The organism is Thalassotalea sp. G20_0, assembly GCF_017744175.1.
GTDB lineage: Bacteria > Pseudomonadota > Gammaproteobacteria > Pseudomonadales > Endozoicomonadaceae > Endozoicomonas.
Map to the genome: position 1 here is coordinate 270,296 of NZ_JAGHQV010000001.1, position 23,575 is coordinate 293,870.

Below are 23,575 nucleotides of genomic sequence, written 5' to 3' on the forward strand. Positions count from 1 at the left end.
CGGAAGGCTTAAAAATTACCGTCAGCCAGCATCAGCAACATTAAAGCTTTCACCGCAACCACACTCACTGGCAGCATTCGGATTGTTAAACTGCAAACCTTCGTTGAGCCCTTCCTTTACCAGGTCCAACTCTGTGCCATCCAGATAAACCAGACTTTTCGGGTCAACAAACACTTTGACTTCGTGATCTTCAAAAACCAGATCATCCTCATCAACTACATCCACAAATTCCAGGACATAGGCCATACCAGAGCATCCCGAAGTACGTACACCCAGCCTTATGCCGAGTCCCTTGCCTCTGCGGGAAAGCTGCCCTTTGATGTGACGGGCAGCCGCAATGGTTACGGTAATTGCCATTTAAAACTCCATCCACTTCCGGGAAACCAAACGACTCCACCGGCTATATTCCTGCACTATTTAAAGACAGTACTTCTGCACATGAATACCCAGAACCGCATCAGGCAGCTGGAGCTGCGTCATCATGCTTCTGCTTGGCCCGATAGTCATCGATTGCCGCCTTGATAGCATCTTCAGCCAGCACAGAACAGTGAATTTTAACCGGTGGCAGTGCCAGCTCTTCGGCAATATCTGTATTCTTGATGGTTGCCGCTTCATCCAGCGTCTTGCCCTTCATCCACTCGGTTGCCAGAGAACTGGAAGCAATAGCAGAGCCACACCCATAGGTTTTGAAGCGCGCGTCTTCGATAACGCCTTCATCATTAACCTGAATCTGAAGACGCATAACGTCCCCACAGGCTGGAGCACCCACCATTCCAGTGCCCACGCTTTGAGAATCCTGGTCAAGCTTACCTACGTTGCGTGGATTCTCGTAGTGATCGATAACCTTTTCGCTGTATGCCATTTTTCTCTCCTCTGAAGTTTTGTTTGTGACAAAACTTCATAAAAAATCAGTGTGCGACCCATTCAACCTGACTGAGGTCAACGCCATCTTTGTACATATCCCATAGCGGTGACAGCTCTCTCAGTTTTGCAACCGCTTCTCTGATCTCTGCTACGGCATGATCCACTTCAGCCTCTGAAGTAAAGCGCCCCAGACTGATCCTCAGGGAACTATGAGCCAGCTCATCACTCAAGCCCAGAGCCCTCAGCACATAAGATGGCTCAAGGCTGGCGGAGGTACATGCCGAGCCAGAGGAGATAGCAAGGTCCTTCAGGGACATCATCAGAGACTCCCCTTCAACAAAGGCAAAGCTGATATTCAAAATACCCGGAACCCGCTGCTCAAGAGAGCCATTAACATGAACCTCTTCCAGGTCGGACAGCTGGGAAAGCACTCGATCTTTCAACACAGCCAGACGCGCTCTTTCTGAATCCATCTCCGCAGCAGCAATACGGCATGCCTCACCCATACCAACGATCTGGTGAGTGGCCAGAGTACCGGAGCGCATACCCCGCTCATGACCGCCACCGTGCATCTGGGCTTCCAGGCGAATTCGGGGCTTGCGGCGCACATAAAGGACACCAATACCTTTAGGGCCATAGAGTTTATGGGCAGAAATGGACAACAGATCAACTTTCATCGTTTCCATATTCAATGGAATTTTGCCAACACTTTGTGCTGCATCCACATGAAAGACGATCTTGCGTGAACGGGTCAGATCACCAATGGCTTCAATATCGTTGATCACACCAATCTCATTATTGACGTGCATCAAACTCACCAGAATGGTGTCATCACGCAGGGCATTTTCCACCATTTCAGGCGTGATCAGGCCATCGCTGTCAGGGTCCAGGTAGGTGACTTCAAACCCTTCCCGCTCCAGCTGACGGCAAGGGTCCAGTACCGCCTTATGTTCAATTCGGGAGGTGACAATGTGCTTGCCCTTTTTGCTGTAAAAATGAGCAACACCTTTGATGGCCAGATTATCGGATTCAGTAGCGCCGGACGTCCAGACAATCTCTCTTGGATCAGCATGAATAAGATCGGCAACCTGACGACGGGCATCTTCAACAACCTCTTCAGCACGCCAGCCGAAAACATGGGAGCGGGAGGCCGGGTTACCGAAATTACCTTCAAGAGAGAGGCACTGAATCATCTTCTCAGCCACTCGCGGGTCAACCGGCGTTGTTGCGGAATAATCGAGATAAATAGGTAATTTCATCTGGTACATCTCCAGGCGGTCAGTACGCTCAATACCCTTGATTCGCAAAGGGTTAAAATCATCATGCCACTACACACGCATCTTTTTAAAAGCTCTGTAAAAAGATGCCTTACAGGATGGTGTCAGCGGCAATTTTGTTGTCTTGCTGCTCATCCTGACGAATAGCAACACTTTGCACTTCCCTGCGCGCAACAAGATCAGCGAGGCTGATCCCTCCAAGAAACGAATGAATCTGCTCACTCAGGTCCTGCCACAAGTGATGGGTCAGACAGGTTACACCTTTCTGGCAACCGCCTGCTCCCTTGCACTTTGTAGCGTCTACGGACTCATTAACAGCATCGATCACCTGGGCAACATAAATAGCTTCAGCACCACGACTGAGTCGGTAGCCTCCCCCGGGCCCCCGCACACTGCAAACCAGATCACCACGACGTAGCTTGGAAAACAGCTGTTCCAGGTAAGAGAGAGAGATTTCCTGACGATCCGATATATCTGCGAGAGAAACCGGCCCCTGATCGGAATGAAGTGCCAGATCCAGCATGGCGGTCACCGCATAACGTCCTTTGGTCGTCAATCTCATACAGCATCTCTCTTGCTATTCAGGCAGAGTTATCACTCTTTATCCGTTCATGATCACCTTAAGCCCATGATTCTTAACTGTGACTCCCCGGACAGAAGAATATTTACAGACTCAAGGTACTTGCGATGCATTATGAAATACCTTAGCAAAATAGTCAACTATTAGCGATAAAACTTAAACGAATTGTCAAATAAATCGGAGATAAAAAAGATGTTAAAAAGCAAATTAATATAATTTTTCGGCATTTTATAGAAAGCAGTTCCAACTTTCAAAGACACTTTTCCCAGTAGCCGGCACACCACAATTGACCAGCAAATTCCCCTCCAGCAGAGTTAGTTTCACTGACAAAAGCGTTAACCAGGGATCTTTTAGAGAAAATACTTGTCAAAAATTGAGACTCCCGCACAAAGGAATCAACCGAGAACCATTATTTACCCAAGGATTGCAACAATGGATACTCAATTCTACACAGCCCTGATCCAAAGCTATTCTGCACAACTCGAGCAACGCCTTTTAGACGATACATATCGACTGGACACTGAAAACACATGCCTGATAAGCAATAGAAGAAAGGTTATCTGCATTGTCAACGAAGAGATTGGCGAACACAAAAACAGCCCACTCAATCTAGCGCTTGCGAAGGCATTTTACGACAAACTCCCTCCACAGATTAAAACCCTCGCGCAACTCAGGGTTGCACCGCACAACGCCAGCAAATCCCTGATCAGGCCAGCCAATGATGCAACACTAAAAGAAAAATACCCGACTCCAGGCCCACAAACGGCATCAGCCAATGCATCATCCAGATCTGAAAACCTGCTGACGGATGAACACTACAAAAGACTTAAAAGCCTTCTGGAAAACCAGACAGATAGTGCGTACTTTAACGATGATGCCGAAGCCATCACATCGCTGGATGGGCAAATTCACTACATGCCCGGAAAAAACGGTGAGTTCAAAATAGATTTAACCTGTGCCAAACTACCATATTACAGAGCCATAAAAGAACATTACACTGAATGGGCAACAGCAACATCTGCCACCCAATGGGACAAATCTGCGTTACGGGGCAAAGATAAGACCTTTCCCAAGAAACATGCCAAGGCAACACCAGGTTTGCTAAAAGCATCTATACCGCACACGCCTCACAAAAAACCTCTTGCAACACGCAAAACCTCACTCATCAAACAAAAGCCCCTTGAACCGCGTGAATATCAAAGCGAAAAAAAACTGACACGACCGACAATGACTGCTGCACAACCCCCTTCAGGGAAGGTGCAATGGCAAATCCAACAATTCCTGGACAATATCGATGCTGAAATTGATCTGATAAACATTCCCGGCCCTGATAATGCTTCTCGCTGGGACCCCGAGACAAAATCACGTATTCGCAGCGCACTCAAAAATACATTTGCTCTCTACCGCGAGCAATTCAAAAGCGGTCAATGGTGCAATACCACTCAGAAACTGCAGAATGATTTAGACAAATTAAAAGAAATGCAAAGAAGCATGTACCATGCAGCCAGATCACCCGACGCAAAACCAGAAGACCTTCCCCTGAAAGGGATTAAAAACAGAGACTATGATTGCCTGCCAATCTCACAAAATCAGTGTGAAATACATAACCAGAATTATCTCTTTTTCGTCACTGCCTACCAGCTTATTGGCGAGGATGCTCTTTGCCCGGAAACACACCCTATACCGAACGAAGAGATTAAAGAAAAACGTAGAATTCAAAATAGCCTTAGAAATCTTCGTAAGGAACTGGCAGATCTTGAAAGTCTAATAAGACAAACAGCTATCGACAATAAAGAAAAACGTGCCACTATTGAAGACCTAAAAAAGAAAGACCCAGTAGCCTATAAAAAAAAGATAGATGAAAAAGCAGAGTCTATTTTTCTTAATGAACTACTCCTACCGGGACATGAACAAGATTTAGCCAAGTTGGAAGATACACTGCATCGTGAGGAAGAAAGAATAAAAGATATAGAAAGCAAAGAACGTGCAAAAGCTATTAACCTGGCCAATGACTGGAGCAGCTTCTATAAATACCAACTATCAACAAAACAAACAGACAATCGCACCAGACACCTTCCAGAGAAATTTAATAATCACATTGATCGTGGAAACACTTTCCCTGCATGGTTATTTGGTATTCCAAATGAGCTAAACGTAAATTATGACATCATTCCCAAATCATCAATGGCAAAGGTATTGCAACAGAATTGGACGGCTGTCTGTGTCGACCAGAATGCTAAACATTTCTGCACACTGGTAAAACGAACCGATGGATCAATAGCCGAACTCAGTGACAGTTGTGTCAACCCAAAAAGATTTCCAAATGTGCAAGCGATGATTGCGTACTTCATCGACCCAGACTGCAAATTTGGAATACGAATCCAAAAGGATTGAGAATAGTCAACACGAAGTTAAGATTAACAACGCCAGTCGTCAAAATGGCTATCGCTGGCTATGCAGGGATATTACTGAGGAAAGATAAAAATCTGGTAGTCGGTACTGGACTTGAACCAGCGACCCCCACCATGTCAAGGTGGTGCTCTACCAACTGAGCTAACCGACTGAAGTGCCGCGCATATTATCAATACTTCTAAAAAATGCAATACCTTTGCCGCAACAATTTCAGCAGAAAATGCTGCGGCAATGTTTCAGGAACTGCTCACGGGACCGGAACAATTATTCTGAAACAAAGCACCACTTGCAACCCGCTCAAACCAGGAAAAAAGCCAGATCATCACCGGAAAGCCAGTCAGATTAAACTCACAGCTATGGTAGCGATGAAGTAATTTCCTCTTTCACAGGTGCAAAGTCTTCTTTCTTTAACTCTGGCAATGGCCGCACCTTACACTCAAGACCATGGTCTTTTAACACCTGGCACAAAGTATCAAAGCGGGAATCCACTTCATGGAGATGATCCAGCATGGCCGAGATGGCATGGGCGGTAGGGTCAGGCATTTCAGATGTGACGGCATAGGCATCAAACCCCATTTTCTCCGCCATCTTTTCCGCATTGGCATGACGGCGCTCACCGCTGCCATCCGCCACCTCCGGCTTCTTTACAATCCTGCCGGGAATACCAACCACGGTTGCCCCCGGTGGCACTGCACGCACAACCACCGCATTTGATCCAACCCTGGCTCCCTCTCCGACCACAAATGGTCCAAGCACTTTTGCGCCAGCTCCCACAACAACGCCATTAGCCAACGTCGGGTGCCGCTTACCCTGGTTAGCCGGATGTTCCTTGCCCTTATTGGGAGAAGTTCCTCCCAGCGTCACACCATGATAAAGAGTGACATCATCGTGTATGACCGCCGTTTCACCAATAACAACCCCCATACCATGATCGATAAAAAAGCGTCGACCAATGGTAGCGCCCGGATGTATCTCAATACCGGTTAACCAGCGATTAAATGTTGACAGCATGCGCCCCAGCCAGAAAAACCCCGACGTCCAGAGTTTGTGCGACACCCTGTGCAGCAATAACGCGTGCAACCCGGGGTAGTTGGTAACCACCTCGAAGGTATTCCGTGCCGCCGGATCCCGATCCATTACTGTTTTAATATCTTCTTTTATTCGCTCAAACATGGTCTGCGCCTGTCTGTTATTATCCCTGCCCTGCTCATTCTGTTTCTTTCGAGGCAAGACATCGCTGGGTTTCTGACAGAACCCCCCGAAGAATACTCAGCTCAACACGATCCGGACGAACCCGCCCATAAAGGCGACGCAATTTGGCCATAATCTTCTCGTGGCTGCTGTGATCGAGAAAACCAATCTCCAGCAACACCTGGTACAGATGATCATAGTAACGCTCCATATCCTCCATATTTGCCAACTCATGGCTGCGGGGCTCGGGCATCTCAAGGGCATCGGCACTGAGCAACTGCATCATCCGCAACTCGTAACAGAGTACCTGTACCGCCGCCCCGAGGTTGAGAGAGCTGAATTCTTCATTGGTTGGGATATGCACCTGCAGATGACAGCGTCGCAACTGTTCATTGGTCAGGCCTTTATCTTCCCGGCCAAAAATCAGGGCGACCTTATGGGTCACTGCTTCGTCAATAATACTCCGGGCGCATGTTCGGGGGTCCACCAGCGGGAGAGAAACACCTCTTACCCTGGCGCTGGTACCCACCACAAACTGACAATCCGCCAGAGCCTCATCCAATGTTGCACAAACCCTGGCATTTCTCAGGAGATCGTCAGCGCCAGAAGCCAGCGCTGTTGCAGTGCCTGATGGAAAGTCATCCGGCGCGACCAGACACAACTGGCTTAACCCCATGGTTTTCATGGCACGGGCGGCAGCCCCGATGTTACCGGGATGGGAAGGATTGACCAGCACTATGGAAATGTTCTCGGAAAAATTGTCGAGCACCGCAGGAATCTCTAGCTTCATGTAGTATCAGCCAGTCAGTGTACTCAAATTACGGCCAATGCCAAGCTTATAGTAAAACTACCGACAGGCAGACACACATACTCCATTGCAAGTTAAAGTTCATCCTGTCAGAATGCGCCCCCACTTTTTCGTGAAAATGTTGCCACTCTCTGAAAGACAGTCATTTTCACAGCCCAGGATACAATCGGTTCGTTGAATCCGGTACAATCCCTTTCCCAAACGATCTTTCACATTTCAGATGTAATTAAGCCTATGCAACCGATGGTTAATATGGCGCTGCGTGCAGCACGCCAGGCTGGCGAAATCATAGCCCGCGCCTACAAAGATCTTGATCACGTTAATATCGAATTCAAAAGCCGTAACGACTTTGTAACTGAGGTGGATAAGGCTGCTGAGAAGGCTATTATCGCCTCTCTGAGCAAAACCTACCCTGACCATGGCTTCTACGGTGAAGAAAGCGGACACCGTGAAGGCAAGGGTGAAGGTAAAGATTACCTCTGGATCATCGACCCGCTTGACGGCACCACCAACTTCATCAATGGCATCCCTCATTTTGCGGTTTCCATTGCGGTTCAATACCGCGGACGCCTTGAACACGCCGTTATTCTCGACCCGCTCAAAGAGGAAGAATACTGTGCCAGCCGTGGCCACGGTGCCATCCTGAACAGCAAACGCATTCGCGTTGGCAACCGGAGAAATCTGGACGGCGCACTGATCGGTACCGGCATCCCATTCATGAACCCGGGCATCAACCACCTGGACAGCTACCTGAACATGATGAGAAGCCTGCTGGGGGATACTGCTGGTATCCGTCGCGCTGGCTCTGCAGCTCTCGACCTGGCTTATGTGGCTGCCGGTCGTCTGGATGCGTTCTGGGAAATCGGCCTGCAGGACTACGATATGGCAGCAGGCGTACTGATGATTCAGGAAGCTGGCGGACTGGTTGGTGACTTCAAAGGTGGCCACACCTACATGAAGAACAACCAGATCGTTGCCGGTAACAGCGGCTGTTTCAAAGAGGTGTTGAAGCGCATAAGACCTTTCGTAACTGAAGGTATGTTTCGCTACTGAACCCTGCCCATAATCCCTATCTGTAATTGAAAGCAGAGTGAGGCTAAGTCGCCTCACTTTTCTAGATATCCGTTTCATCCATCGTCCTGAACACCAGATGTACGGGAAACAGACGGGGAAGAAAATCAGCCCCTCCCTCTTCATCTTCATCTTCGTCCTCTGTCGCCGTGACCAGCGTGAGCAATTTTCCTTCTCCCACCCCCCGCAGAGATTGCTTGGTATGGGCATCCAGCACAGATACCATGGCGCGGTCATAGAACGTACCATCGTAATTAATCATGGTATCAAAATCGTCAACAATCACCGCATAATGACAATCCGGCTTGGCCTGATGATTGCGCCGCTCAGCAAAAACATCATTCAGCGGCCTGGTGCGATCCCTGGATTTGACCACATCGGCGGCCGACACGTAGCTGCAAAACGCACCAAACTCATGGTTCGCCAGGGCAGCCAGTGTTGATTTACCGCTACCCGGAGGCCCTATGATAAGGATACGCATGGTAGAGCAGGAATCATCCTGCTTAAAATCAGCCAGTGTCATCTTAAGCTCACTGACCATTTCTGGTGAATAACACTCATAGTCGAAGGTTTTCCCCGCCAGGGACATGAAATTACTTTTCCCAAACTGCGGCTGAACCCGGGTAAAAGCCCATTTGAAATCAGCCATACTGACATCCAGTGTCGCTAATTGACTGAGCGCCTGAGGACAAAAAAAAGTGTCACTCTCTGCCAACCCCTGCCCCCTGCGCAGAGCCGATTGCATGGCCTTCTCCACCAGGGATCCAAGTTCAGCACCACTGAAGCCGACGGTATTTTTCGCCAGCTCTTCAAGAGAGACATCCGGATTCAACATCCCGCCATCCGACAGATTCCTGGTCTGAATCTTTAAAATCTGAAGACGCTGGTCGCCTTCTGGCAAATTAAACTTCATCTGCATATCCATGCGCCCGGGGCGCATCACGGCCGGGTCAATCAGGTCTGGCCGATTGGTTGTGCCGAACACAATCAGGCCACTTTGCACATTAACGCCATCCATGCAGGTCAAAAACTGATTAACGACTTTATCCCCGATGCCATTATCGCCCGCCCTCCCCCTGGCCGGTAGCATCGAATCAATTTCGTCAATTAACACCAGACGAAGACTCTGTTTATTTTCCAGGCCGTCATCGGAAAAAATCGCCCTGACGCGCTGCTCAGAATCACCGACATACTTGGTAAAAACCTCCGGCCCGGAAATGATTTGGGTCGAGACAGTAAAGCCGTTTTCCCTGAGCAAGGACTCAATAACCCGGATAAACAGCGTCTTACCCGTACCCGGAGGCCCCGAAAGAATACCGCCCCTGGTCAGTTGACATTTCATGGCATTTTTCAGCTTATCCGGCACTAGTCGTGGACTGATAAACGCATCTATAAACTGTCGAATAGCCTCGTTCGCACCACCAATACCGTAAGCTTCACCATTATAGTCAAACTTTTCCGCAAGCTTCTTGATATCTATGGCCGCAGGAATATCAGTAATGTTCAGCTTTTTTCTTAAACTGGCATTGACGGTAATACTCGAAACCCGGGCATCCCTGGCCAGCAGGCCAACAGTAGACTCCCGGACATCTCCAGAGGATCTGAGCGTTACACTGGCAACCAAAAGATGGTTACCATCCTTGAATAAATAGGATCGTGAGTCCTGCAGTGGACAACCGGAACGGTGACACATTCGCAGAAATGCCCCTGAAATAGCCTGCCAGGACTTAATTACTGGCTCGCGCCCACCGGGGCCCCGGGGAGCACTTTTGACAGTCGTGAGAAGCTGAATATGGAGCGCCACTGAATCCCAGCAGTCATCAGTGACAACCACTGGCGTTAAATCAATCGTCATCTCAGAGGAAGGCAGTTGGCAGTTACTTCTCATCACCTGCGTTAAATAGGCTGTTTCAGGCGCAACATCATTTCGTTTCAATACTTTTACCACCTGGGTGGAGCCATTTCTGCCATTCAAACACGCATAGGTAGAATCAAGTGGTGTTCCATTTGCCACAATCACACTGTTCGGTTCTGGCCCGGAAAGCCATACGTCCCTGTACCTGTCGGTGTTTAATCTGCTACCACCGTCTGTTGTTGCTGCCTCAATGCCGCCACTCAGTTTAGCCTCAAACTTATCCGACAATATCGGCATAATGCTGTCATGACGCCTGAGACGGTCACCACCCTCCCCGGTACAATGCTCCTGCGGTCGTCCAAATAGCACCTCCCGATCTTTCATGTATTGTAAATATTGCGAAGCAGAGCCTTGTGAAGGACTAACAGAGCGGCTATCAAAAGAACCATCTGCACCTCCCTGGGCACCCGAATCAGTTTCGCGATGGTTAACGGTTACATCATGACGAAATGGATGAAAATTATTTCCCGTAAACATAGCAACCTCTTTAATTGGTATTCAGGATGCCCTGCCTTGCAGGAAATTTACTATAGACCAAAAAAAACCGGCAAAATTGCCGGTTTTTAACCTCTTCAACCCGATGCGTTATGGCATCTGCTCAGAGTCTTCATTTTCCTTCACCGGAACAATCAGATCTTCCCTGCTAATCCTCATGTAGATCAGCATATTGGAAGCGATATAGATGGAGGAGTAAGTACCAACACCCACCCCCACAATCAATGCCAGGGCAAAGTTATGAATCATTTCACCACCGAACAGGAACAAGGCCAGCAACACCATCAAGGTGGTACCGGAAGTGGCCAATGTACGACCCAGGGTCTGGGTCAATGACACATTGATCACCTCATCGGCATCCCCTTTTCTCAGCTTGCGGAAATTCTCACGGATTCGATCATAAACAATAATAGTGTCGTTCAGTGAGTAACCAATCACTGCAAGCAGCGCCGCCATCACCGTCAGGTCAAACTGCAGCCCTAACAGGGCAAACAGGCCCAGGGTGAAAATCACATCGTGAGCCAGGGACAGAATCGCACCAACCGAGAACTTGAACTGGAAGCGGAAAGCGATGTAGAGCGTAATCAGCAACATGGCGAACAGCATACCAAGGCCGCCCTGCTCCCTCAGCCTCTCACCCACCTGAGGCCCGACAAACTCAACGCGCACAGCCTCAACATTGCCGTCATAGTTCTGCCCCAGAAGACCGGCAACTGATGCCCCCATTTTCGGATCATCGCCGGGAATACGAACCAGAATATCCTCGGCGGAACCAAACTCCTGAACGACAACGTTGTCATAACCAGCGGTTGCCAACTGATCACGGATATCAGCCGTTTTAACCGGCTGATCATACACCAGCTCAATCAGCGTGCCGCCGGTAAAATCCAGCCCCCAGTTAATCCCCTTAACCGCAAGAGCACCAACAGAGCCCAGCATTAACAACAGCGACAGCACCGAAGCGTAGGAGCGCAGCCGCATGAAATTGATGACTTTCAAATCATTCATCACTGCCACCTCAAATATACAGTTTCTTCAGGTTACGACCGCCATGGGTCAGGTTAACCAGAGCACGTGTCAGAACAATGGCTGTGAACATAGACGTCAGAATACCGATACACAGGGTGACCGCAAAACCTTTGATTGGCCCGGTTCCCACGGCAAACAGGATGATCCCCACCAGCAGCGTGGTGATATTGCCGTCGAAGATTGAGACAAACGCCCGGTCAAAACCGTCATGGATCGCCCGCTGCACCGGCCGACCACCGCGAATCTCTTCCCGAATACGGGAAAAAATCAGCACATTGGCATCCACCGCCATCCCCAGCGTCAACACAATACCGGCGATACCCGGCATCGTCAGTGTGGCACCAAACAGGCTCATCACCGCTATCAGCAGCACCAGATTCATGGCCAGGGCAAGATTCGCCAGCACGCCAAACACCCGGTAAACCACAACCATAAAGATCAGCAACAGAATCAGACCGATAACGGTGGAATGAATACCCATCTGGATATTCTCCGCACCAAGGCTTGGACCCACCGTTCTTTCCTCAGCGAAATACATCGGAGCAGCCAGGGAACCCGCTCTCAACAACAACGCCAGCTCAGAAGCCTCGGCTGTGGAGTTCAGACCGGTAATACGGAACTGGTTACCCAATGCACTCTGAATGGTTGCCAGACTGATAATACTCTCTTCCTGCTGGAAACCTGGGATTGTTTCCTTTACCTGCTTACCGTCGACTGTTTTGGTGACCACTTTGGTCACAGGCTTCTGCTCAATAAAGATAACCGCCATGGCACGCCCCACGTTATTACGGGTAGCACGGTTCATTACAGCACCGCCATGACTGTCCAGATTGATATTAACCTGTGGCTGACCGGTCTGGGCATCAAAGTTGGACTGGGCGCTGGACACCTGGTCACCGGTAATGATGATATCCCGCTCAAGATCCACCGCAGGACGACGGGCATCCCGGAAACTGAACGACTCAGTACTGGCCCTGGAAGCATTGGGCAGCGCTTCAAGGCGGAACTGCAGGTTGGCAGTCTTACCCAGAATACGCTTGGCTTCTGCCGTATCCTGAACACCGGGCAACTCAACAACGATACCGTTACGACCCTGACGCTGAACCAATGGCTCGGACACACCCAGCTCATTGACACGGTTACGGACCGTGGTCAGGTTCTGACGCACCGCATAATCTTCAATCTCTTTAATGGCCGTTTCAGAGTAGCGATAAGAAAGCACAGGGCGACCATTAACGTCAGCGTTCTCAACCGTCAAATCAGGAAAATCTGTACTGATCAGGCGGGCTGCCTGGTCACGGGATGACACGTCATTAAATGCCAGCTGTCGTGCACCATCGGCACGCTCAGGCATGGTGCGATAGCGGAGCTTTTCTTTACGCAGGGAAGTTCGAATTTCTGAGGTGGCAATATCCATTTTCAGCTGCAGGGCTTTCGCCGTGTCCACCTCCAGCAGGAAGTGAACACCACCTGACAGGTCAAGCCCGAGCTTCATGGGGTAGGCCCCGATAGAAGTTAACCATTCCGGCGTCGTCTGGGCCAGATTGATGGCCACAATATAGTCATCCCCAAGCGCTTCTTTGATCAGCGATTTCGACAACTGCTGCTGATCGGCACGGTTCAGACGAATCAGCAATGCCTTGTCGTCAAGTTCAACAGACTTGATATCAACATTGGCCGCTGCCAGAGCCTTTTCAGCACGTTGCTGAACGCGCTCATCCATCACTCTGGACGAACTGGCACCAGTCACCTGCACTGCCGGGTCTGCGGGGTAAAGATTGGGAAGGGCATAAATAAACCCGAGACCTACGATGACCAGAATCAGCAGGTACTTCCACAATGGATAGCGATTGAGCATGGCTCACCGGTTCCTGATTTAATAGTGATGCGCAATAGCGGCATTGTTATACGGCCTATGCCGGGAAAGTCTTTTCCGGCATAGGCCTATGGCACAGTCCATTTGGTAAAAGAAAGCAGCCAAAAAAGGCTGCTTTTCTAAAAGTTACTTGATGGCCTTGATGGTACCTTTGGGCAGGGTAGCGGCCACAGAACCTTTCTGGAAGTTCAGTTCCATATTGTCGGCAACCTGCAGGGTCACAAACTCGTCCGTTACATTGCTGACTTTGCCAAGAATACCGCCAGTGGTGACCACCTCATCACCCTTGGCCAGACCGGCAATCAGGTTTTTGTGCTCTTTGGCACGCTTGCTCTGGGGGCGCCAGATCAGCAGCCAGAAGATCAGCACAAAACCACCCAGCATCACCAGCTGACCGATCATACCCGGTCCAGCTGCCGCAGCAGCCGCACCACCTTCTGCAGCAGCGTGTGCCTGACTGATGAAAGGAATCATTCCAATACTCCTAATCGTATTATTACCGTTGACGCAGCAATTTACCTGAAAAACAACCAGTCCGGAACCCACCCTTGCGCCGAAAGCGGGCAAAAGCGGTGGCAGAGCCCAATTCCAAAAGCATCAATCCCAGGAGCCTGTCCGGATTTACATGAACAGACTGTTAGTTGGGACTATCCAGAAAATATCAACCCCAGTCAGGCACATCCTGCCCTCGCTTGCGATAGAACTCGGCAACAAACGCTTCCAGCTTACCTTCTTCGATAGCGCCTCTCAGACCGGCCATCACTCGCTGGTAATAGCGCAGGTTATGGATGGTGTTCAGCATGGAGCCGAGAATCTCACCACACTTATCCAGATGATGCAGATATGAGCGACTGAAATTCTGGCAAGTATAGCAATCACAATGCGCTTCCAGCGGACGCTCGTCCATCTTGTGAACCGAGTTGCGGATCTTGATCACCCCTTCATCGACAAACAGGTGACCATTGCGGGCGTTACGGGTTGGCATAACACAGTCGAACATATCGACACCACGACGAACCGCCTCGACAATATCCTCCGGCTTGCCAACACCCATCAGGTAACGGGGATGGGTCCCGGGAATTTTATGGGTGATATGGGAGAGAATACGCATCATATCCTCTTTGCTTTCACCCACGGAAAGACCGCCAATGGCATAACCATCAAAGCCAATCTCTGTCAGACCTGCAAGGGACACATCACGCAACTCTTCAAACATGCCCCCCTGGATAATGCCAAACAGGGCAGAAGGACTTTCACCGTGAGCCGCTTTGGAGCGAGCCGCCCAACGCAGAGAAAGCTCCATAGAGGTACGCGCCTGCTCTTCATTAGCATCACCCGGCGTACACTCATCAAAAATCATCACGATGTCCGAACCCAGCTCACGCTGAACCTGCATGGAAATCTCCGGGTTCAGGAACACCCTGGAACCATCCACCGGAGACTGGAAAGAAACGCCCTCTTCGGTAATTTTGCGCAACTTGCCCAGACTGAAAACCTGAAAGCCACCGGAGTCCGTCAGAATCGGACCGTGCCACTGGTTAAAGTCGTGCAGGTCGCCATGCTTCTGAATAATTTCGGTGCCCGGACGCAGCATCAAATGAAAGGTATTACCCAGAATAATTTCTGCACCGATCTCTTTAATATCCCTTGGCAACATGCCTTTTACCGTGCCATAGGTTCCCACCGGCATAAAGCATGGTGTTTCAACCGTGCCACGGGGAAAGGTCAGCCGACCACGACGGGCTTTGCCATCGGTAGCCAGCTGCTCAAACTGCATAAAGCATTCTCTTGTCATGAATGTTGTATAGCTCTTGGTAAAACACAAGCTGTGAACCACAAAGACACCAAGGCACAAAGAAAGCGTTTTCCTGTGTGCTGTGAAAAAACAAAAAAACCTTTGTGTCTTTGTGCCTTTGTGGTTCCCTTCTTTTATATCTCTTGCCGTACCATTCTCAGTCAGCCTTACGGGTCAGCAACATGGCATCGCCATAACTGAAGAAACGGTACTTTTGCTCAACGGCTTCCTTATAGGCAGCCAGCACATTTTCCCGACCGGCAAAAGCACTGACCAGCATTAACAAGGTGGATTGCGGCAGATGAAAATTGGTCACCATCAAATCCACACTGCGAAACTCATAACCCGGATAAATAAAGATGCTGGAATCCCCCTGGAACGGGGCAATCTCACCGGATGCCGAGGCCGACTCAAGGCTGCGCACCGACGTGGTACCAACCGCAACAACACGGTTACCCCTGGCCCGGGTTTCCCGCACCGCCTGACAGACAGCTTCAGAAACTTCGATATACTCCGCGTGCATCACATGATCTTCAATCTTTTCAACCCGAACCGGCTGATACGTTCCTGAGCCCACATGAAGCGTCACAAATACTTTCTGAACGCCTTTGGCCTCAAGACGCGCCAGCAATGCTTCATCAAAATGGAGCCCTGCTGTTGGTGCCGCAACCGCGCCATCCCTTGCCGCAAACACCGTTTGATAGCGCAGACGATCACTATCACCATCTTCACGATCAATATAAGGTGGCAATGGCATATGGCCGTGTTCCAGCAGCAGCGGTAAAACCGATGTTACAAACCGGAGAATAAACAGAAAATCCTGACGCCCTTCCACAACAACACGCACCGCACCATCTGCCAGCAATAACACAGCGCCCGGCTTTGGCGACTTGCTGGCCCTAACCTGGGCCAGCGCCAGGTTATCCTCCACCACTCGCTCAATCAGCACCTCAATTTTGCCACCCGTCTCTTTCTGACCATACAAACGGGCCGGAATCACCCGGGTATTATTCAGCACCAACAGGTCACCGGGCTCAAGCAGACTTTCTATATCAGAAAACTGCTGATGCCGAACCTCACCACTGTTGCCATCAAGGCACAGAAGGCGGCTACCGGTACGATCCTCTGCAGGAAACCGGGCAATCTGCTCATCGGGCAGATCAAAATCAAAATCACTGACTTGCATGGACAATCCGGTGGTTAATGTCTTCATTTCCAAAAGCAGCCCACGCCTCTTATGGGAAAAAAGCACAGAAAAACCAGTCATATTAAAAAAGCACCGAAGGATACTGCAAAACGAAGGAAGTGTCAGGAGGGCTAACCCATGCCACGTTACGGACTTAACTTACTTTTTTGCTCCCACTGTTCAATAACTGCTTGATCTCAATAATCTCTTTGATATACTTCGCCGCACTTGAGCAAGCGCCACTTCGCCAGCCAGACTCAGCTTTTCACTCAATGAGAAAAGTTTTGAAATCAGCGAACAGATGACATAAGCTCAGCCTTATCAAATGCCAGTGTGATGGAATTGGTAGACATGACGGATTCAAAATCCGTTGCCTTTGCGGGCGTGTCGGTTCGAGTCCGACCACTGGTACCAATTAAATTAAGCTCTAGCCTAGTTGTGTGACTTCTAACAAAATTCTCTCTTATTTTGTCTTTGTGGTGGTAATCACCAGATCTCCTTCCTGATTTCTTGAACTTTCGGTAACTATTTGCTGGTTCGCTTGAACTATCATCTTCTCATACCTGCACTTTACCAAACTTTATGCTGGGAACTTTCACGATATTTATGCTGGTTTTTCCGTGATGAATTTTACCCTGAGATACCAATGTAAATTTTAGGTGCACAAAAAAAGCACTCAAATATGAATGCTTGATGAGATTTTTTTAAAAAAATTGAGGTAGGTGAAAAGAAACGCTTAGAGGAGAGATATGAGCTTAGCTGGCTTGCCACTCCTTCATGGCCTGCCCCCATAATCGAGTGAAATCTTTGTATCGAAATCCATGATACTCAACCATACGACACCTGACTTTATTATAACTGGGCACAGCTCCTTCCTTCTCGAGATCTACAATGATCTTCGATATCTCGTCAGTAAATTGATAGTATCGTTTATCACTCTCTACCTTTCGCAAGCCCTGATTCTTTTGCACCACAACACGAGTCAATTCAGGAAAGTGATAAGAAAGAAAGCTAACACCCACCTCCAGCTTGCTGGCAATTTCCGGCAATGGCGTAATTTTTTCTGATAAAGCATAGGTCTGCAGTCGTTTTTCAATCTCCTCCATCTCCAGTGACGAGTTAAACACTTTTCGAACAGTTAATCTGGCCTCAGTCAGCTGCGGTGCAAAACCAAAAATAAAGGACACCCAAAAATTTGACTAATCGACCACACTGTCTATTTTTCTTCTGGTAAAATAAAGGACACCCAAAAATTTGACTAATCGACCACACTGTCTATTTTTCTTCTGGAGCCTCTTAAGGGCATTAAGGAAATCTACCCAGTAACCCAAAAAAATGACATGACGACCGCCCGAAAAAACCTCATAGATCCAGCCAGTACGCCCTACTACCACTGCATGGCACGCTGTGTTCGCAGAGCCTTCCTATGCGGCAAAGACAATTTCTCAGGCAAAAACTTTGAGCATCGCAGGCAGTGGGTGGTTGATCGGTTGAAAGCGCTTTCTGGTATTTTTGCTCTGGAAGTCTGTGCTTATGCGGTGATGTCGAATCATTATCATGTGGTGCTCCATATCAATAGTCAGCAAGCCAAAAAATGGGACACCAAAGAAGTCTTACAACGCTGGACGCAGCTGTTTTCTGGCCCGCACCTGGTTCAGCGTTATCTTGCCGGCGACCAGCCAGGCAAAGCAGAGCTGCTGCGCGTCGAAGAATATGCTCAGGAGTACCGAGGTCGTTTAATGGATATCAGCTGGTTCATGCGCTGTCTCAACGAATACTTAGCCCGGCTGGCCAATAAAGAGGATGAGTGCAAAGGACGCTTTTGGGAAGGTCGTTACAAAAGTCAGGCCCTGTTAGATGAGGCAGCATTGCTGACTTGCATGGCCTATGTCGACTTAAACCCCATCCGGGCAAAAATTGCCGCAACGCTGGAAACCTCAGAACATACCTCTATTAAAGAGCGCATTGAGTCATACGACAGCGCAAACGGAAAAAAACAAAAGGCGCACTTGAAACCGTTAAAAGCTCAGGGTCAAAACCCTGAACAGGCGATTCCATACCCACTCAGTAGCTACTTTGAACTGGTTGACTGGTCTGGCCGAATTGTCCGCAAAGGCAAACGTGGTCGTATAACTGACGATGTGCCACCTCTCCTGGAGCGCTTGGGTATTGACCCACATGAATGGCTGGAGACTATGCGCTGGAAGAATCGTTTTCACCGCGCAGTCGGCAAGCTGGCTTCACTGAAGGCTTATGCAGAAAGTGCCGGAAAATGCTGGGTTCATGGTATGTCTGTGAGTGGTGATCTCTATCCTGCCTGATCAACGCATTTTCATTTACTTTAATGAGGCCAGCGTTATCTGAGTGCTCTTTCTTATATTGTCTCGATAGTGACTTCTATCTGGCTGTTGTTGAGTACTTTTTATACTCTTCTTTCTTGGTATTAATGAGAATTTCTTAAAATGATCAATACTATCATTTAAAAAATGAATAAATGACGTACTCTCTTCACTTTTTAAAAAGTGGGTGTCCTTTTTATTTATTTTAAAAAATGGGTGTCTTTTTTATTTTTCCTTTTTATTTTCCTTTTTATTTACTTTTTATTATGCACTTTTTATTACGTTTTTATTACGGCAAAGAGCACGAAGAAGAGCTTTTCTTTTCCTTTGTGCTCTTTGTGACCTTTGTGGTTCCAATTCAAGACCCACAACACGTAACAACAACCCGTCAGCGACAGTCACTACGAGCCAGAGAACGAGGGATACAACTTGCAAGGTGGGTTCCGTACAATCCCTGTACGGAATAACAGCGGAGTAAAGTAACTGGTTTTCTGCCATGAATTCCTTAACTAGATTCGCCAAAAACCAAACTCACCAGTTTTGACATGTCCAGTTTATCCTGAAGTCCGTGTACTGCTGCCAACCCCGCTATTTCATCTAAAGCCCGACGGGGGTAAAATCTGTCTGGATAACCATGTCTTTCCTCACCACCGTGGTCTAACGTTTTCAAATGGACGTTGAATGTGATACCGAACTTGCCAGTAGTATTTGACTTATCAATTTTATAAATCAACTTCTCTTCATGGAGTATCTCAAGCAGCCTGTAAAGCTCATTACCCAATTCATTATCGGGCAGAAAATGAGTTGCATTTTTATGGGTAACTTCCAGCATCCGTCCACTTTTCAATTGAACAGGTGCAGTGGCATCGATACCCACAACAATGCGGCCTGCTCCCTCGTATCCTGGCAAGTCTCTTCTGCTGCGAAAGACTACCAGAGGTAGATAATTGATTGCCGTATACTCTTCTGCAAGCTTTGCGGATAAGTCATGGCCTTGATTCCGGTAGTAAACTGAACATTCCCGGCAAACCTGGACCCCTTGATACGGCAGAGAATCTTTTTTGGGTGTTGATTCACCGCAGACGCCGCAATCAATCACCTTTTTACCACCACTTGGGAATTGTCCCTCAATGACTTCCTCTTTATGCCACGGAGACAGGGCGTCACGGAGAAAAAGATTTGTTCGAGACAGACTCTTTTCCTCTGGCGCTGAAACGTCAGGCATAAATCTGGTTGATTGGCCTGTGCCCGATCCAAAATAAGGGGAGGTTCTTTTTGGGATGGCACCACCCACTCCTACAGTGTCTGAAGTACTGGCAGGGAAGGCACCCAAACGCGTCCTCCCCGAGGGTAGACTTAAGGAATCAGACCTGTTCAGACTCTTGAAAGTCCGAATAAAATTTTCGTATACATCCAGATCAGTCTTACCTTGCCAACCCACAAGGATCAATTCGGGCACTTTGGTTAAACGCTTTATACGGGGATCCTTATAAGCCCCATGGAGAGCAACGGCCATATCAGAACCATTGCCACGAAAAATATTACAGCCTATAAAACAACTGACAATGGTATTGCTACCGTGATTACTGCTTGAAAGGAGTAGAGAAACAAACGCCTTGGTGAAATCCTTCTGATACCTTTGCAGTTCTGAGTGTGTTTTCCTCCCTGCATCAGAACTGTTAACACTCACGTCATATTCACCCTTATTCGGGGCAACCACGTTATGAATATGCTGGCAATGAAGCAAGCCAAACTTGGGGTCAGTGGCATAACTGTGGGGTCCGGTGGTATAACAGATACCAGTTTGAACCGGTGCATTGCCATGAGTAGCCTGGTTAAATGTATCACCAAGCTCATTTGAAAACCGTAGGGCGATACCTCCGCCATGACTCATGTTCCTATTTGCGGCATTAACCAGATCAAAGGGTATGCCCTGTTTCGAGAGTTCCCTGGCATAACCGAACATACCATTATCCGGGTTCATCACTATTGCCAGCTGACCAGGAATCAGCACGCTTGACCTGTTGTCACCACTGCCTGTGCTGGTTGCCGTGTCAATTTCCATGGCCCCGGGGCTGGTGGGCGTTGTCACGTTGTGTACCGGCAGACTTGATGCGGGGGTTGACGCATACCACTGATCGTCAAAGGCTATGCACGCTTTTATATCGGCAGCCTCAGAGGACCTGCCCACCAGAATCAGCTCTGGTGGCTGCCTGCCTGTTAATGCAAAGTCATCCCGGGCTGCCAGAACCGCTTTTGCCAATGCTGTTCCCGAGCCACTGGCACGACCACAACCGAGCAAAGGACAGAAAATCCGGTCCAGGCCTCTGCGATAAGCCTCAATAAAAACCTCGAAAACAGCCTTTTTAAGCATTGCCTCAAACGACCTGTGGCCTGATACAGGAACCAATACATTGTGAACCGTCTGGCAGTTACTTAATTCAGGGGGTTTGAATGCACTGACAAAGTCAAAAGTGAGACATTCCCCAAAATTTATTTGAGGTTGCCGGGACGCCCAATGATGATATTGACCGCCATGACCTCCAAGCCTGTTTGTGATTGCCTCTGCAATACCTCTGTCCAACTTCATGTACTGGTCGACGGAGCTCACAATACCGTAGGCTTTTTCACCATTTTTACGTCCGGCCCATGCCAATAACCCCTCATGGCAAGTAACCAGTGTTACCCTGCCACCAGGTAGTGTTTTTTCAGTAACAGACGCTAAATTATGGTAATTCACTGGCAGTTCATGTTTCGAGACAGTGGTTTTGCCAATGATATGTTCCAGGGTTGGGTACTTTGTCAATTCTACCAGCAGGCGCTTGTTATCAATTGAATCAACCGTCCGACCACAGACAAATTGATTATTTTTATTAATACCACATTTCTGCAATTCGAGAGGGCCATAATTGCAAACCTGATCACAGAAATTTCTAATGGCACCATACATTTCAGCCTCCTTAAAATATTGCTGCGTGGGCCTTTATTTAATTGTACAAGCAAACAAATCAACCACAGACCCATAACTATTTTTTACCTGGGAGGCTGTCCGAGAATAGGCTGCCCTACACGGCAACTGCTCCTGCGTTGCTCTAGCTCCTGCATCCATGCAGTCGTGCGGTTGCGATAAATTGGTCTAAAAATTCCTGCATCTTCGTCAAATAGCCCCGCTATTCTCCTCAGAATCAGAAATTTTTAGCCTCAATTTCTCGCAATCCTCGCTACGGGCGCTATTCTCGAACAGCCTCAAAGATAGTTTTAATAGACTGAAATTTAGGAACATAGCTCCAAAACAGGTGATGGAAAAACAGACTGCTCCACTGGCTAACCGGAAGAAGCGCCTGCCCGGGCAGCACCAAGAATGGCAATAAATAGCTGAATAATACGTTCAATCAGCATCGGCAGGTAAATTTTCCCGACCCTGAGCTGCCTCGACATCCCTTGTACCCATAACCCGTTTACAGGCACCTAGACAACACACTCCTGCTGCGTATACCACTAAACCGGCCAGGCCGCCATAGACGACGTTGGTTTCTGTCTCAAGGTCATCTAGCCCCAGCCCAATGGACCGGGAATAGAGAAGAGCACCGCCCACACCACCGCCAACCAGCAACAGATAGCCACCCACTATCGCGACCGTAGAACTCAGGCGACTATTCACACAACCACTAACACAACAACGCCGCCCAAATGCAGTTGCTCTCGCTGTCAGGTTAGCCGGACGATCAGGTGAGCCTGACACCGTTTCAATGGCACCATAGGCTTGGGTAGCCTGTGGATATACGACACCTCCAGAAGTACCATTCACCGACCAGTCACCTCGTGATTTCACCGCCAAATGCCTGTGGGACGCTGTCAGACATTTCCCACACCCCGGGATTCCACACGGTTAAAGCGAATTTATGCCCCTGGAATTGTCATGGCAAAGGGGGCTATCAGATTTTCTCAATATATTTTAGACAGCCTAAAGATTGGAAAGTTCCGGTGTGGCATTATCTGTCAGCAGACTATTAATAAACTTTTCCCAGTCGAAATCGGGCTTAATTAATAAACTTTTCCCAGTCGAAATCGGGCTTAGGAAATAAAGGAAGGAAATAAAGGACACCCAAAAAGAGAAGAAATGAAATAAAGGACACCCCAAAATTTGACTAATCGGCCACACTGTCTATTTTTCTTCTGGAGCCTCTTAAGGGCATTAAGGAAATCTACCCAGTAACCAAAAAAATGACATGACGACCGCCCGAAAAAACCTCATAGATCCAGCCAGTACGCCCTACTACCACTGCATGGCACGCTGTGTTCGCAGGGCCTTCCTATGCGGCAAAGACAATTTCTCAGGCAAAAACTTTGAGCATCGCAGGCAGTGGGTGGTTGATCGGTTGAAAGCGCTTTCTGGTATTTTTGCCCTGGAAGTCTGTGCTTATGCGGTGATGTCGAATCATTATCATGTGGTGCTCCATATCAATAGTCAGCAAGCCAAAAAATGGGACACCAAAGAAGTCTTACAACGCTGGACGCAGCTTTTTTCAGGCCCGCACCTGGTTCAGCGTTTTCTTGTCGGCGATCAGCTGGGCAAAGCAGAGCTGCTGCGTGTCGAAGAATATGCCCAAGAGTACCGAGGTCGCTTAATGGATATCAGCTGGTTCATGCGCTGTCTCAACGAATATTTAGCCCGGCTGGCCAATAAAGAGGATGAGTGCAAAGGGCGCTTTTGGGAAGGTCGTTACAAAAGTCAGG

At 48.6% G+C, this 23,575-nt stretch carries 19 protein-coding genes and 2 tRNA genes; 5 read left to right on the forward strand and 16 right to left on the reverse strand.

From position 1 onward, the window contains the following. Positions 1 to 21: 21 nt before the first annotated feature. The 4 genes from iscA to iscR all read right to left on the reverse strand — a co-directional run bounded on the left by iscA (position 22) and on the right by iscR (position 2,703). Positions 22 to 357 (reverse strand): iron-sulfur cluster assembly protein IscA, encoded by a 336-nt coding sequence (gene iscA, locus J7438_RS01080; protein WP_101746263.1) that lies wholly within the window; start codon positions 355 to 357, stop codon positions 22 to 24. Positions 358 to 457: 100 nt separating this feature from the next. Then, positions 458 to 862 carry a Fe-S cluster assembly scaffold IscU gene (iscU, locus tag J7438_RS01085; RefSeq protein WP_066016291.1) on the reverse strand — a complete coding sequence of 135 codons (405 nt, stop codon included), beginning with the start codon at positions 860 to 862 and terminating at the stop codon, positions 458 to 460. A 46-nt stretch (positions 863 to 908) separates the two neighbouring features. After that, entirely contained in the window at positions 909 to 2,123 is a 1,215-nt protein-coding gene (locus J7438_RS01090; RefSeq protein WP_209199587.1) for an IscS subfamily cysteine desulfurase, read from the reverse strand. 109 nt (positions 2,124 to 2,232) lie between these two features. After that, positions 2,233 to 2,703 carry a Fe-S cluster assembly transcriptional regulator IscR gene (iscR, locus tag J7438_RS01095; RefSeq protein WP_209199586.1) on the reverse strand — a complete coding sequence of 157 codons (471 nt, stop codon included), beginning with the start codon at positions 2,701 to 2,703 and terminating at the stop codon, positions 2,233 to 2,235. 450 nt (positions 2,704 to 3,153) lie between these two features. Here iscR and J7438_RS01100 point away from each other — a divergent pair, with 450 nt between their 5' ends. Continuing rightward, positions 3,154 to 5,115: a hypothetical protein gene (locus J7438_RS01100; protein WP_209275091.1), complete on the forward strand. Its 1,962-nt coding sequence runs from the start codon at positions 3,154 to 3,156 to the stop codon at positions 5,113 to 5,115. A gap of 93 nt (positions 5,116 to 5,208) precedes the next feature. On the opposite strand, the gene J7438_RS01105 is transcribed toward J7438_RS01100, so the two are convergent. From J7438_RS01105 to J7438_RS01115, 3 genes are all read right to left on the reverse strand, one after another. Continuing rightward, positions 5,209 to 5,284, reverse strand: a tRNA-Val gene (locus J7438_RS01105). Between the two features lie 203 nt (positions 5,285 to 5,487). Beyond that, positions 5,488 to 6,306, reverse strand: coding sequence for a serine O-acetyltransferase (gene cysE / locus J7438_RS01110; protein WP_286196282.1), 819 nt, complete (start codon positions 6,304 to 6,306; stop codon positions 5,488 to 5,490). Between the two features lie 34 nt (positions 6,307 to 6,340). After that, entirely contained in the window at positions 6,341 to 7,114 is a 774-nt protein-coding gene (locus tag J7438_RS01115) for an RNA methyltransferase (protein ID WP_209199816.1), read from the reverse strand. 252 nt (positions 7,115 to 7,366) lie between these two features. Here J7438_RS01115 and J7438_RS01120 point away from each other — a divergent pair, with 252 nt between their 5' ends. After that, complete coding sequence (locus J7438_RS01120) at positions 7,367 to 8,185, forward strand: inositol monophosphatase family protein (protein WP_209275092.1); 819 nt, start codon at positions 7,367 to 7,369, stop codon at positions 8,183 to 8,185. A 61-nt stretch (positions 8,186 to 8,246) separates the two neighbouring features. On the opposite strand, the gene J7438_RS01125 is transcribed toward J7438_RS01120, so the two are convergent. The 6 genes from J7438_RS01125 to queA all read right to left on the reverse strand — a co-directional run bounded on the left by J7438_RS01125 (position 8,247) and on the right by queA (position 16,499). After that, the gene (locus J7438_RS01125) at positions 8,247 to 10,595 is read right to left on the reverse strand and encodes an AAA family ATPase (protein ID WP_209275093.1); all 2,349 of its coding nucleotides are present in this window, start codon (positions 10,593 to 10,595) and stop codon (positions 8,247 to 8,249) included. A 108-nt stretch (positions 10,596 to 10,703) separates the two neighbouring features. Beyond that, positions 10,704 to 11,630, reverse strand: a complete 927-nt coding sequence (gene secF / locus J7438_RS01130; protein ID WP_503003876.1) for a protein translocase subunit SecF — start codon at positions 11,628 to 11,630, stop codon at positions 10,704 to 10,706. A gap of 1 nt (position 11,631) precedes the next feature. Beyond that, on the reverse strand, positions 11,632 to 13,500 hold the full coding sequence (gene secD / locus J7438_RS01135; protein WP_209275094.1) for a protein translocase subunit SecD: 1,869 nt from the start codon (positions 13,498 to 13,500) through the stop codon (positions 11,632 to 11,634). Positions 13,501 to 13,644: 144 nt separating this feature from the next. Then, on the reverse strand, positions 13,645 to 13,992 hold the full coding sequence (yajC, locus tag J7438_RS01140) for a preprotein translocase subunit YajC (RefSeq protein ID WP_101746272.1): 348 nt from the start codon (positions 13,990 to 13,992) through the stop codon (positions 13,645 to 13,647). 187 nt (positions 13,993 to 14,179) lie between these two features. After that, positions 14,180 to 15,295, reverse strand: a complete 1,116-nt coding sequence (gene tgt, locus J7438_RS01145; RefSeq protein WP_503003877.1) for a tRNA guanosine(34) transglycosylase Tgt — start codon at positions 15,293 to 15,295, stop codon at positions 14,180 to 14,182. Positions 15,296 to 15,470: 175 nt separating this feature from the next. Then, positions 15,471 to 16,499, reverse strand: a complete 1,029-nt coding sequence (gene queA / locus J7438_RS01150) for a tRNA preQ1(34) S-adenosylmethionine ribosyltransferase-isomerase QueA (RefSeq protein ID WP_209275106.1) — start codon at positions 16,497 to 16,499, stop codon at positions 15,471 to 15,473. Between the two features lie 327 nt (positions 16,500 to 16,826). On the opposite strand from queA, the gene J7438_RS01155 reads away from it, so the two are divergent. Continuing rightward, positions 16,827 to 16,913, forward strand: a tRNA-Leu gene (locus J7438_RS01155). Between the two features lie 341 nt (positions 16,914 to 17,254). Here J7438_RS01155 and J7438_RS01160 read toward each other — a convergent pair. Continuing rightward, positions 17,255 to 17,605: a hypothetical protein gene (locus J7438_RS01160; protein WP_209275096.1), complete on the reverse strand. Its 351-nt coding sequence runs from the start codon at positions 17,603 to 17,605 to the stop codon at positions 17,255 to 17,257. Positions 17,606 to 17,839: 234 nt separating this feature from the next. On the opposite strand from J7438_RS01160, the gene J7438_RS01165 reads away from it, so the two are divergent. Next, positions 17,840 to 18,820, forward strand: a complete 981-nt coding sequence (locus J7438_RS01165) for a transposase (protein WP_209275097.1) — start codon at positions 17,840 to 17,842, stop codon at positions 18,818 to 18,820. Positions 18,821 to 19,343: 523 nt separating this feature from the next. Here J7438_RS01165 and J7438_RS01170 read toward each other — a convergent pair. Beyond that, complete coding sequence (locus tag J7438_RS01170) at positions 19,344 to 21,788, reverse strand: macro domain-containing protein (RefSeq protein ID WP_209275098.1); 2,445 nt, start codon at positions 21,786 to 21,788, stop codon at positions 19,344 to 19,346. 438 nt (positions 21,789 to 22,226) lie between these two features. Continuing rightward, positions 22,227 to 22,670 (reverse strand): hypothetical protein, encoded by a 444-nt coding sequence (locus tag J7438_RS01175; RefSeq protein WP_209275099.1) that lies wholly within the window; start codon positions 22,668 to 22,670, stop codon positions 22,227 to 22,229. Positions 22,671 to 23,067: 397 nt separating this feature from the next. Between J7438_RS01175 and J7438_RS01180 the strand changes: the two genes are divergently transcribed. Then, positions 23,068 to 23,575, forward strand: a 508-nt coding sequence (locus tag J7438_RS01180; RefSeq protein ID WP_503003878.1) for a transposase, incomplete at its 3' end; no start/stop codon positions are given.

Coding starts and splice junctions, on each gene's coding strand:
- iscA (WP_101746263.1), bottom strand. CDS start 357: ATGGCAATTACCGTAACCATTGCGGCTGCCCGTCACATCAAAGGGCAG.
- iscU (WP_066016291.1), bottom strand. CDS start 862: ATGGCATACAGCGAAAAGGTTATCGATCACTACGAGAATCCACGCAAC.
- J7438_RS01090 (WP_209199587.1), bottom strand. CDS start 2,123: ATGAAATTACCTATTTATCTCGATTATTCCGCAACAACGCCGGTTGAC.
- iscR (WP_209199586.1), bottom strand. CDS start 2,703: ATGAGATTGACGACCAAAGGACGTTATGCGGTGACCGCCATGCTGGAT.
- J7438_RS01100 (WP_209275091.1), top strand. CDS start 3,154: ATGGATACTCAATTCTACACAGCCCTGATCCAAAGCTATTCTGCACAA.
- cysE (WP_286196282.1), bottom strand. CDS start 6,306: ATGTTTGAGCGAATAAAAGAAGATATTAAAACAGTAATGGATCGGGAT.
- J7438_RS01115 (WP_209199816.1), bottom strand. CDS start 7,114: ATGAAGCTAGAGATTCCTGCGGTGCTCGACAATTTTTCCGAGAACATT.
- J7438_RS01120 (WP_209275092.1), top strand. CDS start 7,367: ATGCAACCGATGGTTAATATGGCGCTGCGTGCAGCACGCCAGGCTGGC.
- J7438_RS01125 (WP_209275093.1), bottom strand. CDS start 10,595: ATGTTTACGGGAAATAATTTTCATCCATTTCGTCATGATGTAACCGTT.
- secD (WP_209275094.1), bottom strand. CDS start 13,500: ATGCTCAATCGCTATCCATTGTGGAAGTACCTGCTGATTCTGGTCATC.
- yajC (WP_101746272.1), bottom strand. CDS start 13,992: ATGATTCCTTTCATCAGTCAGGCACACGCTGCTGCAGAAGGTGGTGCG.
- tgt (WP_503003877.1), bottom strand. CDS start 15,295: ATGCAGTTTGAGCAGCTGGCTACCGATGGCAAAGCCCGTCGTGGTCGG.
- queA (WP_209275106.1), bottom strand. CDS start 16,499: ATGCAAGTCAGTGATTTTGATTTTGATCTGCCCGATGAGCAGATTGCC.
- J7438_RS01160 (WP_209275096.1), bottom strand. CDS start 17,605: ATGGAGGAGATTGAAAAACGACTGCAGACCTATGCTTTATCAGAAAAA.
- J7438_RS01165 (WP_209275097.1), top strand. CDS start 17,840: ATGACGACCGCCCGAAAAAACCTCATAGATCCAGCCAGTACGCCCTAC.
- J7438_RS01170 (WP_209275098.1), bottom strand. CDS start 21,788: ATGTATGGTGCCATTAGAAATTTCTGTGATCAGGTTTGCAATTATGGC.